General features: G+C 56.3%; 11 protein-coding genes and 1 pseudogene. 3 read left to right on the plus strand and 9 right to left on the minus strand.

Features of this window, described 5'->3' with window-relative positions:
- Window positions 1–25: 25 nt before the first annotated feature.
- Window positions 26–1,000: pseudogene (locus AM218_RS11130) on the minus strand (PLP-dependent cysteine synthase family protein); the annotation flags it as partial.
- Window positions 1,001–1,209: 209 nt separating this feature from the next.
- On the opposite strand from AM218_RS11130, the gene sucD reads away from it, so the two are divergent.
- Entirely contained in the window at window positions 1,210–2,091 is an 882-nt protein-coding gene (sucD, locus tag AM218_RS11135) for a succinate--CoA ligase subunit alpha (RefSeq protein ID WP_054415526.1), read from the plus strand.
- A 118-nt stretch (window positions 2,092–2,209) separates the two neighbouring features.
- Here sucD and AM218_RS11140 read toward each other — a convergent pair whose 3' ends face one another.
- Together AM218_RS11140 and AM218_RS11145 are read right to left on the minus strand one after the other, a co-directional pair.
- Window positions 2,210–2,758, minus strand: a complete 549-nt coding sequence (locus tag AM218_RS11140) for a hypothetical protein (RefSeq protein WP_157547634.1) — start codon at window positions 2,756–2,758, stop codon at window positions 2,210–2,212.
- Between the two features lie 216 nt (window positions 2,759–2,974).
- Window positions 2,975–3,706 (minus strand): hypothetical protein, encoded by a 732-nt coding sequence (locus tag AM218_RS11145; protein ID WP_071843899.1) that lies wholly within the window; start codon window positions 3,704–3,706, stop codon window positions 2,975–2,977.
- Between the two features lie 125 nt (window positions 3,707–3,831).
- Between AM218_RS11145 and AM218_RS11150 the strand changes: the two genes are divergently transcribed.
- Window positions 3,832–5,235: a mercuric reductase gene (locus AM218_RS11150; protein WP_054413933.1), complete on the plus strand. Its 1,404-nt coding sequence runs from the start codon at window positions 3,832–3,834 to the stop codon at window positions 5,233–5,235.
- Between the two features lie 45 nt (window positions 5,236–5,280).
- Here AM218_RS11150 and AM218_RS11155 read toward each other — a convergent pair whose 3' ends face one another.
- From AM218_RS11155 to AM218_RS11180, 6 genes are all read right to left on the minus strand, one after another.
- Complete coding sequence (locus AM218_RS11155; RefSeq protein WP_157547635.1) at window positions 5,281–6,057, minus strand: hypothetical protein; 777 nt, start codon at window positions 6,055–6,057, stop codon at window positions 5,281–5,283.
- Window positions 6,058–6,197: 140 nt separating this feature from the next.
- The gene (gene rny / locus AM218_RS11160) at window positions 6,198–7,862 is read right to left on the minus strand and encodes a ribonuclease Y (RefSeq protein WP_054415528.1); all 1,665 of its coding nucleotides are present in this window, start codon (window positions 7,860–7,862) and stop codon (window positions 6,198–6,200) included.
- A 120-nt stretch (window positions 7,863–7,982) separates the two neighbouring features.
- On the minus strand, window positions 7,983–8,273 hold the full coding sequence (locus AM218_RS11165; protein ID WP_044512045.1) for a cell division protein ZapA: 291 nt from the start codon (window positions 8,271–8,273) through the stop codon (window positions 7,983–7,985).
- A 31-nt stretch (window positions 8,274–8,304) separates the two neighbouring features.
- Complete coding sequence (locus tag AM218_RS11170) at window positions 8,305–8,601, minus strand: hypothetical protein (protein ID WP_044512044.1); 297 nt, start codon at window positions 8,599–8,601, stop codon at window positions 8,305–8,307.
- A gap of 219 nt (window positions 8,602–8,820) precedes the next feature.
- Complete coding sequence (pheT, locus tag AM218_RS11175) at window positions 8,821–11,256, minus strand: phenylalanine--tRNA ligase subunit beta (RefSeq protein WP_054413935.1); 2,436 nt, start codon at window positions 11,254–11,256, stop codon at window positions 8,821–8,823.
- 241 nt (window positions 11,257–11,497) lie between these two features.
- Window positions 11,498–12,130 (minus strand): DUF1684 domain-containing protein, encoded by a 633-nt coding sequence (locus AM218_RS11180; protein ID WP_054413936.1) that lies wholly within the window; start codon window positions 12,128–12,130, stop codon window positions 11,498–11,500.
- Between the two features lie 399 nt (window positions 12,131–12,529).
- Here AM218_RS11180 and AM218_RS11185 point away from each other — a divergent pair, with 399 nt between their 5' ends.
- Entirely contained in the window at window positions 12,530–13,684 is a 1,155-nt protein-coding gene (locus tag AM218_RS11185) for a zinc-dependent alcohol dehydrogenase (protein WP_054413937.1), read from the plus strand.
- Window positions 13,685–13,689 lie beyond the last annotated feature (5 nt).

A 13,689-nucleotide genomic window follows, 5' to 3' on the forward strand; every position in this document is an offset into this window, starting at 1 on the left:
GCAAACAGGGAATAATGGGAGTCTACAACCAACCTTGCTCGCGCATCCAGTCGTCGTTGTAGATTTTTCCGAGGTAGCGGGTGCCATGGTCGGGCAGGATAATAACCATGGTGTCTTCCTCTTTTAAGTGCTCTTTGGCATACTCTAATGCCCCATGCACTGCCGAGCCACAGGACCAGCCTACAAAGAGGCCTTCTTCTTTGGCCAGGCGGCGCGTCATGAGGGCGGCGTCCTGGTCGGTTACTTTGATAAACTGATCAATCAGATCAAAGTCAACGTTCTTGGGGAGAATATCCTCCCCTATACCTTCCGTCTTGTAAGGATAAATTTCGTTCTCATCAAAGATACCGGTTTCCTTGTACTTTTTGAAAACGGAGCCATAAGTATCGAGGCCAATGGATACCACCCCGGGGTTACGCTCCTTCAGAAATTTGGCCGTGCCGCAGATGGTGCCGCCTGTGCCTACACCTGCCGCCAGATGGGTAATCCGGCCATCGGTGCTGTTCCAGATTTCGGGGCCGGTTGTTTCGTAGTGCGAGGCCGCGTTGGAGAGGTTATCGTATTGGTTGGGATAAAACGAATTCGGTGTTTCCTGGCTTAGCCGGCGGGCTACCGAGTAATAAGAACGTGGGTCCTCGGGGGCCACGTCTACGGGGCATACTACCACCTCGGCGCCTACGGCCCGCAGAATATCCTGCTTTTCCTTGCTCTGCTTGTCGCTCATCACAAAGATGCACTTGTAGCCGCGGGCAATGGCTACCAGCGCCAGGCCCATGCCGGTGTTGCCGCTGGTGCCTTCAATGATGGTGCCGCCGGGTTTCAGCAGGCCGGCCTTCTCGGCATCATCCACCATTTTAATGGCCATCCGGTCTTTCACCGAGTTGCCGGGGTTGAAATATTCCACTTTGGCCAGGATGGTGCCTTTAATGCCATCAGTGACTTTATTGAGTTTCACCAGCGGAGTATTACCAACGGCCTCAATGATATGGTTCAGGTACATGGAAATGGGTGGGCAGTTTTGTGAGATGTAGCCGGCAAAGGTACGGATTTCAGATGGGAGCCCTAAACAGAGGCGGCACCGGCCTCCTGTACACGGTGGAAATGCCGTTTCGCGCTACACCTAAAAAAGCATACTTTTGCGGACCGGTAACCCACCTGGGCCGCCGGGCATTCCCACCCTCAACCCGCATTTCCGCTAACCCCACCTCTATGAGTGTTCTGGTCAACAAGGATTCTAAAGTGATTGTGCAGGGCTTTACCGGCTCCGAAGGCTCGTTCCACGCCCAGCAGATGATTGAGTACGGCACCAACGTGGTGGGCGGCGTAACGCCCGGCAAAGGAGGCACCCAGCACCTGGAGCGCCCCGTGTTCAACACCGTGGCCGACGCCGTAGAGAAAACCGGTGCCAATACCAGCATCATTTTCGTGCCACCAGCTTTTGCCGCTGATGCCATTATGGAAGCAGCTGATGCCGGCATTAAGGTTATCGTTACCATCACCGAAGGCATTCCAACCAAGGACATGATTGCGGTAAAGGAATACCTGAAAGGCCGCGACGGGCTGCGCATGATTGGGCCTAACTGCCCCGGCGTGATGACGGCCGGCGAGTGCAAAGTGGGCATCATGCCCGGCTTCATTTTCCAGAAAGGCCGCGTAGGCATCGTGTCCAAGTCGGGCACCCTGACCTACGAAGCCGTAGACCAGCTAACCAAAGCTGGCCTGGGCCAGACCACGGCCATCGGCATTGGCGGTGACCCCATCATTGGCACCACCACCAAAGAAGCCGTAGAAATGCTCATGAACGACCCCGAAACCGAGGGCATCGTGATGATTGGCGAAATTGGCGGTGGCATGGAAGCTGAAGCCGCACGCTGGATTAAAGAAACCGGTAACAAGAAGCCCGTAGTTGGCTTTATTGCCGGCCAAACGGCCCCTCCCGGCCGCCGCATGGGCCACGCCGGTGCTATCGTAGGCGGTGCCGACGACACGGCAGCTGCTAAAATGGCCATCATGCGCGAGTGCGGTATCCACGTAGTGGACTCGCCCGCTGAAATTGGTGACACCATGCTGCGCGTACTGGGCGGCAAGTAGAAGCGTTAGCAGTATTGCTTTCGAGTAAATAAAAAAAAGCCCCGGCGTGAGTCGGGGCTTTTTTATTGGGCTCAAGTTACCGCAGCAGGTTTCTAATCCGACATTTTACTGTCCCTGATCATCGGTTCCGCCGAGCATTGCGCGCCTGGATGGAATCAACAATAGGATTCTGTGCTTGCAGGTATTGCCGTAGCTTTCCTTCCGGCACAAAGGCAATGCGCTGACTGACTGGTACGCCTGGGCGCATGTTAGCGACTATTTGCTCTTGCCCTAACTGCTTCAGGCTCTTAAGCAACAAGGAGTATTTACTGGTGGAGTTAGCTAAAGAGATAAAAAAACTATCCGCTTGATGACTACCGTAGCGAGCATACGCTCCCGCAACAAATGAGAGCCTCGCTTGGTCGTTATATAGCCTTGGTTTTGACAGCTGCCCCATATAGGTTTTATTCTCGTCTTCATCCCAGCCAATACGCTGAAAACGATAACTGCTGTTTAGTTGCGCCGCTAGCCTGGGTGATGTAAGTATGGTAAATTCGTGGCAGTTCAAACAATTTGCCTGATAGTTAGGTGCCAGCTTGAACGCGTAATGGTCAGACCGTAGCATCGTTCCCAAAACATCTATGAGCGGCTGCTCATCCTGATAAAATGAATCGATACGGTGCCGCATCTGCGAACTGGTAGGTACAATGGACCGGCCTATGTAGTCCGAAATCAGGCCGAGTGTATAGGCTCTGGTATCGAGTACAACAGCCGTGGATTGTTGCCAGCTACCCAGCAACAAACAGCTACTTACCCCTATCAGCCACCGGCGCTTATTTATTCTTATCATTCATTCTGCATCTTTAAAAATCTAATATAAAATATATAGCTCGACGTCAAGCAGCTACCGCTTCCCCGATTGTCCGCCAATATTCATCAGCAGGCCGAAATTAAAGACGGAGTTAGAGGCTTTCATGTATTTGCGGTGGCGCAGGCCAAAGTTGCTGCCGCTGATGAACTGAAATTGCAAGGGGCCGGCCAGCTGCACGCGCGTCCAGGTAATGGGCTCCAGGAGAATGTTCTTTTCGTTGGGGCCGGGCACTCCGTTCAGTTTGAAGTCATACATGTTCATGAAGCTTACGCGCAGGGCCGTGCCGTAGCTGATGGGCCATTCGCGACCCAGCGCCCGCACCACTTTGCTGTCTTTGGAGCTGTAGTTCACCTGCACGAATACCTTTTCCAGCTTGGCATCGAGGCGCTCCGTTGTGATGCCGTCCCCGTCGCGCTCGGTGCGGGCGCTGGTGCCGAAGCCGTAGCCGGCGTAGCCTTCAATCACGCGGTGGTCGCCTAAGCGGGTAAAGTACCCTGCTCCCAGCTCAGCAAAGTCATGGTCGAGGGCTTTGCGCTTTTTATCGGTGTGCAGAAAGGATGCCGTGCCGATGACGCCCAGCCCGTTTGTAACGGCATACGCGCCCTGGGCCGTGAAATTGCCCTGGAAATTGACATGGGCGCCGCCACTAAACTCGCCCTTTTGGGTCAGCATGGGGGCATTGGGGGTAGGCGGGAAATACATGGAGCGGCAGCTGGCCAACCCCAACAGGCAAACAGAAAAAAGGACGCGTAAGGAAGTAGTCATAAGCTGAGCAATGGCAATGATATGGGGCACAACGACGAAAAGCCCGTTTCGTTGTGTAGCCACGGCGGAGTTTGTGCCGTAAGGAAGGGTCATTTGTTTTTCGCGCCTGTACTTCCCTGCTGCTTATGGCTCTGCAACGCCTTTCCTACGACGCGCTGATTATTGGCTCCGGCCAGGCCGGCAATCCACTGGCCGGCAGTCTGGCCGATGCCGGAAAAAAAGTTATTCTGATAGAGCGACACCTACTGGGCGGCTCCTGCATCAACTTCGGCTGCTCCCCCACCAAAGGCCTGCTGACCACCGCCGAACGCCTGCAGCAGATTCGGGAGGCCGCCGCTTATGGCATTCAGGTAGCCGCGCCGGTGCTGGACCTAGCCGCCGCCATGGACCGCAAAGATGCCATCATCGAAAAAACGCGCGCCGGGGTGCAGCACAACCTCACTCCTGAGCACCCCAATATCCGGGTGCTGCACGGCCACGCCACTTTCACAGCTCCCCGCACTGTGCAGGTGATGAGCGGCGGCCTCGTAACCCAGGAAATTACTGCTCCCCTCATTTTCATCAATACTGGCACGCGGTCCGCTATTCCAGAGATAGAAGGCCTGCTGAAGACCAGTTACCTCACCCCTACCCAACTGCTGGATTTGCGCGAGCTGCCCGAGCACCTTGTCATTCTGGGTGGCGGCTATATCGGCGTAGAGTTTGGGTATATGTTCCGGCGCTTCGGCAGCCGCGTTACCATTATTGATTCCAGCAAGCAACTGCTAGGGCACGAGGATACCGATGTCAGCGAAGCTCTGCAACACATGCTGGAAGAAATGGGCATTGAATTCGTGCTGGGGGCCAGGGCGCATCGGGTTTCGCAGCCTGAGAAAGCAGGGGCAATTACGGTAACAGCAAAAGCCCACTCCGGCCAGCGCCGCATTACGGGCACTCACCTGCTGGTAGCTACCGGCCGCCAGCCCAACACCGATGATCTGGGCCTGGAAGCCGCTGGCATCAAAACCGATGACCAAGGGTATATCCAGGTAAACAGCCGCCTGCAAACTAATGTACGCGGCATCTATGCCTTGGGTGATGTGCACGGCGGCCCCCAGTTCACCCACATCAGCTACGACGACTACCGCGTGGTGCGCGACAACCTGCTGCACGGCCAGCGTCGCTCGGCCAAAAACCGGCCCCTGCCCTACGTTATCTTCACGCATCCGCAGCTAGGCCGCATTGGCCTCTCAGAGCAGCAGGCGCGGGAGCAGGGAATTGACTACCGCGTAGCCAAGCTGCCCGTGAAAACCATTGGCCGCGCCCGTGAAACCGGCCAGACCGCCGGCTTCTGGAAGGTGCTGATTGATAAGCAGGACCGCATACTGGGAACCGCCATTTTCTGTGAGCAGGGCGGCGAAATCATGGCCATGTTTCAGCTGGCTATGGCCGGGCGGCTACGGTACCAGCAGCTGCAGGATATGGTGTTTGCGCATCCTACCTGGGCGGAGGGGTTGAATAATGTGTTTCGCTATCTAAAGCAGAAGTAATTGATCCGGATGTTTAGCACCCCTGCTTCCTTTCAGAAATATTCCCTACTCAGCGCGCTTTGGCAAAAAGTGTGGGTGAAAGATTAGCCCTATACTGTAAGTGAGCATGTCTTCCCGTACATGTACTCTATGCCGGTTTAATAAATCATCAGCGTTATCCAATCCATTACCGGAATTAAAAGAGCAACCCAGGGTAGCCTGTAGCTTCAGAAAAGAGGCTGTTTGGCGGGTGATACCGGTACGCAGTAAAAACATAGGCTCATCCCGGATCATGCGGCGAAAAGGCAACGGTTCGCCATTATAGGTAAGCGACTTGAAATCTATCCAAGTGCGACGGTACGAAAGCCCCAGGGTTACTCTTTTTATATCCACGGAGGCCGCTACCTGCCCGTAAAACTTGTTGTAATGGGTTTTATACTTATCGTAACCGGGATCCGACACCAGAAAATTTCTTATTCCTTTAAAGCCCCGTTGGCTTTCCGCTTGTCCATAACCCAATTGTCCGCTGAACAACCAGGATTTAGCTACCGGCCAATAACTACCAAGCCCTACTTCGTATTGACGATTATAAAAATGCGTTGTGTCCTCAGTAGATCCTCTTTCCTGATAGCTTCCAGCCGTTGTTAGCAATAAATGTCGGATTGGCGAATAGGCTATATTACCCTGTATACGGCCATTAATGTGCACTGCTGCCGCTACTTCGGCCTGATTTTTATCCCGCAACACGGGCGCAATAGGCAACATAGGTGCATAAATACTGCAGCCGGTTGCTAACCCTAAGAGAACTATGCTCCAAGCTGCCCGGAAATAATGAGAATTCATCAGTAGAAATAATACAACGTGAACCAGCTAATTTGAAGCAAGATAGAAGGTATTGACGCATATCAACCTACGGGCTACCAACAAAAAGCCCCCACAACTAACGCTGCGGGGGCTTTTTAATGAAATACAGTTTCGCCGTTTTACTTGGCGTAAGCCACAGCGCGCATTTCCCGGATAACCGTAATCTTGATCTGGCCGGGGTACTGCATTTCCTTCTCGATTTTCTGCGAGATTTCGTAGCTCAGCTCCTGGGCCCGGTCGTCGGTTACGTTGTCGGCATTTACCATCACGCGCAGCTCGCGGCCGGCTTGGATGGCGTAGCACTGCAACACCCCATCAAACGAAACGGCGGTTTCTTCCAGCTGCTTCAGGCGCTTGATGTAGCTTTCCATCATCTCGCGGCGGGCGCCGGGGCGCGAGCCGGAAATGGCGTCACAGGCCTGCACCAGCGGCGAAATCATGGCCGTCATCTCAATTTCATCGTGGTGGGCGCCAATGGCATTTACCACGTCGGGATGCTCCTTGTACTTCTTGGCCATCTCCATGCCCAGAATGGCGTGGGGCAGCTCGGGCTCCTCGGTGCTTACTTTACCAATGTCGTGCAGCAGGCCGGCACGTTTGGCGTGCTTCACGTTCAGGCCCAGCTCGGCGGCCATGGTGGCGCAGAGGTTAGCTACTTCGCGGGAGTGCTGCAGCAGGTTCTGGCCATAAGATGAGCGGAAGCGCATGCGGCCCACCATCTTAATCAGCTCCGGGTGCAGACCATGAATGCCGAGGTCGATGATGGTTTTCTCGCCGATTTCAACGATTTCCTCATCAATGTTCTTGCGGGTTTTGGCCACAATCTCCTCAATGCGGGCCGGGTGAATCCGGCCGTCCTTCACCAGCAGGTGCAGGGAAAGACGGGCCACCTCGCGGCGCACCGGATCAAAGCCGGAAATGATGATAGCCTCGGGCGTATCATCCACAATAATCTCCACGCCGGTAGCGGCTTCCAGGGCGCGGATGTTCCGACCCTCGCGGCCGATAATCTTGCCCTTCACATCGTCTGATTCGATGTTGAAGATGGACACGCAGTTTTCAATGGCGTGCTCGGCAGCAGTGCGCTGAATGGTTTCCAGCACCACTTTCTTGGCGTCTTTGGTAGCCGTGAGCTTGCTCTGGGCCACCACATCTTTGATGTAGCTGGACGCCTGAATCTGGGCTTCGTTCTTCAGCGACTCTACCAGCTGCTCGCGGGCTTCGGCGGCCGTCAGGCCCGAAATCGTTTCCAGCTGCTGCTGTACCTGCTGCAGCTTGGTTTCGGCATCGTGCTCTTTCTGCTGCAGCTTGGCTATCTGGGCATCGTGGGCCTGCTGGCGGCGCTCTTCCTGGCCTTCCAGCTTTTCGCGCAGCTGCTGCGCCTGGGTTTCAATTTTTTCGCGGGTGGTGTCGAGGTCCTTTTCCTTGCGCTGCAGCTGTTCCAGCTGCTTTTGCGTGGTTTCGCTCAGCTTTTTAATGCTTTGCTCCTGCTCTACTACGGCGGCGCGGCGCTCAATCAGCTCCTGGTCCAGGGCTTGTTTTTGGCGGCGGCTCTCCTGCTCAAACTCCTGTTTGAGGTTGCGGAACTTGTCTTTCGACTGTTGGATCCGCTCGTCGCGGATGCGGCTGGCCTTGGCTTCAGCCTCCTCCAGCAATTGCTGGGCGCGGGCTTTAGCATTGGCCTCGTGGTCCTGCCGGGCTTTGCCAGCCAGCTGTCGTCCGATAAAGACGCCCAGGGCTAACGCTACTACGGCCGCCACCACGATATACAAAATGTCGGGCATGGCTATGGTTTTTGAAATAAAGAACAAAGCCACAGCAAAAGAATGCCACTACAACAGGCACAAAGGGCTTAGCGAAAGCCCGTTGCAACCGAACCGATTGTTCGGCCAAACGCCCGGCTCTTAGTCGAGCACGAGCGAGGAAAGCAGCTGGTCCAGGCGCGACAGGCGCTCCGTCAGCGCTGCGTCGGTGCCGTCCTTTTCCTTACTAACCTTCAGGCGGTCAGCCATGGTGGATAAGGCAATCATGGCCAACAAGTCCTGCTTGTCCTGGATGCCGTACTGTTCGCGAAATTCCCGGATCCGGTCGTTGAGCAGCCGGCCTGCCATACGCAGGCGCTCCTCTTCCGTGGGGGTTACCCGCATGGGGTAATCCCGGTCGGCGACGCGAATTTTGATGGATAAGTCGGACATGGGTATCAGTAGGCGGTAGGTTGATGGTGTTTTACTCCCTCAAATAGGCAAGGCACTTATCTATCTCGCGGATGTATTCGTTGAGTCGCTGTTTTAGCTCTGTTGCATTGGCAGGTTCCCCTGCTATGGTATGTACAAGTTTAGTAATATTCTCCTGATTCTGGAAATCCTTCAACTGCCGCTCCCGGTCGCGCACGTCGGCGCGCAGCTGCTGAATGGTGGTTTGGGCATCGGCCAGCTCCTCGCGCAACTGCTGATAGGCAGCCACTAACGTGGTTACCTGCCGCTCTAGGCGGTCGAGTTGAGCAAGCTGCTGAGTGGAGGCCATGGACGGGGAAATATTTTGGAGCTAATGTAAGACGAAGTTACGGGCTCTAATACTACTTGCTTAAAGTTGGGCTTTAACTACCCGGCATTGGGGCAAGTGTAGAACGGTCATGCTGAGCGGAGTCGAATCATCTCGCTAGTGTGGTAAATAGTTAGCACCACAACCTCGGCACGCGAGATGCTTCGACTCCGCTCAGCATGATGGACGTTCCTGACAATTTTACTTTCGAATGAGCGCCCCGGCCTGCTGCTCAAACTGCTGAATCAGTCGTTGCATCACGCTATCAATAGCCTGGTCGGTGAGGGTTTGGGTGGGATCCTGCAGCAGGAAGCTCACGGAGTACGACTTTTTGTCGGCGCCCAGCTTGTCGCCTTCATACACGTCAAACACATTCACCTGCTGGAGTAGTTTCTTCTCCGTGCGGCGGGCAATCTGCTGCAGTTGGTCAAAGGTGACGGTTTTATCGACTACCAAGGACAGGTCGCGACGCACTTCCGGGAACTTGGGCAGTTCGCGGGCCACCAGCGTGTTCTTGTACTTGCGCATCAGCCAGTCCCAGTCCAGCTCGGCGTACCACACTGGCTGGCTCACGTCCATGCGCTTCAGCACGGCGGCTGATACGGCGCCTAGCTGCGCTACGGGCTGGTTTTGCGCCAGCAGCGTAAGGCCGCCCGCCAGGTACGGGTGCTGCACCGGCTGTGAGGTAGGCGCGGCAAAGCCCAGCGAGGCCAGCACCTGCTGCACGGCCCCGGCCAGCTGGTGGAAAGAGGATTTGTCCGACTTCTGCTGCCAGGTTTCGGCGGCGGTGTTGCCCGTGAGGTAAATCACCAGCTTGTTCTGCTCCTCGTACTGGCCCCCGGCTTTCTGACGATAGGTTTTCCCGAACTCATACAGCTTAAGGTCGCGCTGGCGGCGGTTCACGTTGTAGCGCACCACCTCCAGGCCGCTGAACAACATAGCCGGGCGCATTACATTCAGCTCGGCGCTGTTGAAGTTGAGCAGGCGCACCAGCTCTTCCACCGGCTCCCCTTCCTTCTCAAAGTAAGCCGAGTTGGTAATGGAGTTGGTAATGATTTCTGAGAAAGCCTGTCCGCTGAGCAGGCGGGCCGTATTCTGGCGGATGATTTCCGGATCGGGGTTCGGAAACTGCGCCAGGAAAGTAGCGGAGTTATGCGGCCGCAGGACCACGTGGTTGTAGCCGTAAATGCGCAGAATTTCCTCAATAATATCGGCCTCGCGGGTTACATCCACCTTGTGCGGCGGCACCGAAAGAATCCATTCCGCGTGGCCCGCCTCGTCCTTGCCTTCTTCCGAAATCAGGATATCCAGATCAGTTAAAATCTGGCGGATGCGCTCTGGGGCAATGAACTGACCTACCAGCTTTTCTACCCGCGGCAAACGCAGGCGTACTAGGTTGTGGCCGATGTGGTGGGGATATTCATCCACAATGGGAGCGGCTACCGTGGCGGCGGCCACTTCCTGCAGCAGCAGGGCGGCGCGCTTCAGGGCAATGGGCACCATGTGTGGATCGGTGCCGCGCTCAAAGCGGAAGGAGGCATCGGTTTTCAGCTGATGCGTCTGGCTGGTTTTGCGCACCACGGCCGGCGCGAAGTAGGCGCTTTCCAGGAATACGCGGGTAGTCTGCTCGGAAACGCCGGAGGTTTTGCCGCCGAATACGCCAGCCAGGGCCATCGGCTGGCCATTGGCATCGGCAATAACCAGGTCTTCGCCTTTCAAGGTGCGCTCGGTGCCGTCCAGGGTCGTGAACTTCTCTCCCGCTTCGGCGCGCTTCACGCGGATGGTATGGCCAGTAATCTGGTCAGCATCGAAGGCATGCAGGGGTTGACCCAGCTCGTGCAGCACGAAGTTGGTGACGTCTACTACATTATTAATGGGCGACAGGCCAATGCTGCGCAAACGGCGCTGCAGCCATTCCGGCGACGGGCCTACCTGCACGTTTTCCAGCAGCAGCCCTGCGTAGCGCGGGCTGGCCTCGGTGTCTTCAATAACCACAGCAATATTCTGCTCCGCCGTGGCGGGCGCGTGGAACTGGCTGATATCGGGCAGGTGGCAGGGCTGGCGCAGCAGGGCGCGCAGCTCGCGGGCCACGCCGTAGTGCGAGGCCGCATCGGCGCGGTTCGGCGTCAGGCCAATTTCGAATACCGAATCGGAACCCAGGCCGAAGTAGTCGGCGGCGGGGGTGCCGTTGGGCAGGTCGGTATCCAGCTCCATAATACCCTCGTGCGAGGTACCCAGTCCGATTTCGTCCTCGGCGCAGATCATGCCTTCCGAAGCCGCGCCGCGGATTTTGGACTTCTTGATTTTGAACGGCTCGCCCTGGGCCGGGTAGAGCATGGCGCCTTCCAGGGCCACTACCACTTTCAGGCCAGCGCGCACGTTGGCGGCGCCGCACACAATCTGGCGTGGGGTTTCGTCGCCCACATCCACGGTAGTCAGGCTGAGCTTGTCGGCGTCGGGGTGTTTTTCGCAGGTGAGCACGGTGCCTAGCACTAGGCCGCGCAGGCCGCCGGGGATGCTTTCCAGCTCTTCAATGCCTTCTACCTCCAGCCCGGAGCCCGTGAGCAGCTGCCCGATTTCCTCGGCGGGTTTGTCAGTAGGGATAAGCGTGCGGAGCCAGTCAAGGGATATTTTCATCTCAGTTGTCAGTTGTCGGTTGCCAGTTGCCAGGCGCGGAAGGAGCTGGCAGGCGCGGCAAAGGTAAGGATTTGGGGCGGCGGGTTATAGAGTAGCGCATAGAGTAGCGCGAAGCTCCGGCTTCGCGTAGGAGCGAAGCGAGTTCCTACGCGTTGGACTATACATTAGCAGGCGCCTACTACTCGCGTTGCTAGTACGCGAAGCCGGAGCTTCGCGCTACTCTGCGGTACTGAGTACTATCCTACTCGTGGGTAGAGTGGTCGTGGAAGTCCTGCTCGCCGGCTCTGATTTCTACGGCCAGGCGGTTATCGGCCGGGGGCACGGGGCAGGCATAGCCGTTATTGTAGGCGCAGTAGGGATTATAGGCCTGATTAAAATCCAGCTCTATTTCCCGGGAGTCAGCGGCGGGCAGGGCCGCATCGAGGTAACGGCCGCCGCCGTAGCTGCTGAAGCCGTTGGTTTTATCGGTGAACGGGATAAATAGCGTGGAGTCCTGGCCGTCGGCTTTCAGAAACAGGGTAAGCTGCTGGGGTTGCTGGTTTACCTCAAAGGCGGCGCGGCCCCAACGCAGGTATTTGTCGGCTTTGCCATCGGTGAGGGGTATGAACATGGTATCCTGTTTAGCGAAGCGCTCCAGTTTCGCCTCTACGCGGTAGGTTTTATCGGGGGCGTAATAGCGCAGGCTGTCGAAACCGTCGCGCTGCTTCTGGTCCAGGGGCGAGCCGGTTGACCGGTGGAAGCTGGCGTTTTTTTCCTGGCGGGCTTTACGGAGGCGCAGGAAATAGTCGTTGTCGTTGAAGACAATATCCTGCAGGAAATAGCCCAGTATCAGCAGCAGGCCAAGGCCAATGAGAAGTTTAGAGTTAACGCGCATGGCGCAAAGGTAGGGACGGGCGCTAAGGCTTGCGCTGCCAGTCTTGGTAGAGGGGGCTCAAAGCCCTATTTTATCTATACAAAGTGCTGCAAAACAGAATACTACAGCAATAACAAAGCAGTGAAGCAAGACTTTATGCTGGCTTATTAAGCTCCTACAAAAGGTCCGCTGGTCTGTCCACTGGCTACCCTAATCCACCTAACCGGGTTATTTCGTAGAAGCTCATCCGTATAAATACTGATTTACGGACAATAAAATCCAGGCATGAAACTTTAGGATTTTAAGGCAGTACTAAGTGATTCCCCCACCAGGCAACCGGCAGCAGGTTGGATGTTTCTGAAACAGCCGCCGCCGCGCCCCGGGAATACTTGTCCCACTTATACCTTAAGCAGGAATCATATGCTAGCAATGGAATACAGAGGCCCGAAACGGGTCCGTGCCGTGCAAAAACCCATGCCGGAAATTAAGCACCCCCAGGACGCCATAGTCCGGGTACTGCGCACCTGCATCTGCGGTTCCGACCTGCACCTATACAATGGTAACGTGCCCGACACCCGCGTGGGCTCCACCTTCGGCCACGAGTTTGTGGGCGAGATTGTGGAAGTCGGCACTGAGGTGACGAAGGTGAAAGTGGGCGACCGGGTGATTGTGCCCTTCAACATTGCCTGCGGCGAATGTCACTTCTGCCGGCAGGGCATGTTCGGCAACTGCCACGAGTCTAACACCGAATCGACGGCGGTAGGGGCCATTTTCGGTTACTCGCACACTGCCGGCGGCTTCAATGGTGGCCAGGCTGAGTACTGCCGTGTGCCCTACGCCAATGTGGGACCCACCATCCTCCCCGAAGGCATGGATCTGGATGACGCCGTGCTGCTGACTGATGTGGTGCCCACCGGCTATCAGGCCGCCGAAATGGCCGGCATTCAGACCGGCGACACCGTAGTAGTATTTGGCGCCGGGCCCATTGGCATTATGGCCGCGCGCTGCGCCTGGCTGTTTGGTGCGGGCCGCGTTATCATCATCGACCAGGAAGACTACCGCCTGGAGTTTGCCCGCAACTACTCCTACTGCGAAGCTTACAACTTCAATGAAATAGGCGACCCGGTGGTATTCATCAAGAAGATTACCGATTGGCTGGGAGCTGACTGCGTGATTGACGCTGTGGGCGCCGAAGCCGCCGGCAATGCCCTGCAGACCCTTACGGGCCGCAAGCTACTGCTGCAGGCCGGTTCGGCCACGGCCCTGCACTGGGCTATTAACTCGGTGAAAAAAGGCGGCGTGGTATCTATTGTGGGCGTATATGGCCCCACGGATAACCTGGTGCCCATCGGCAACATGATGAACAAAGGCCTTACCATGCGGGGCAATCAGACCTCGGTAAAGCGTTTGCTGCCGCGCCTGATTGAGCACGTGCAGAACGGGGTACTGAACCCCAAAGGCCTGATTACGCACCGCCTGCCGCTGGAGGAAGTAGCCGATGGCTACCGCATTTTCTCCGGTAAGATGGACAACTGCATCAAGACCGTCCTGATGCCCCCCACCGCCAACCAATAACGCTG

This window comes from Hymenobacter sp. DG25A (assembly GCF_001280305.1).
Lineage (GTDB): Bacteria > Bacteroidota > Bacteroidia > Cytophagales > Hymenobacteraceae > Hymenobacter.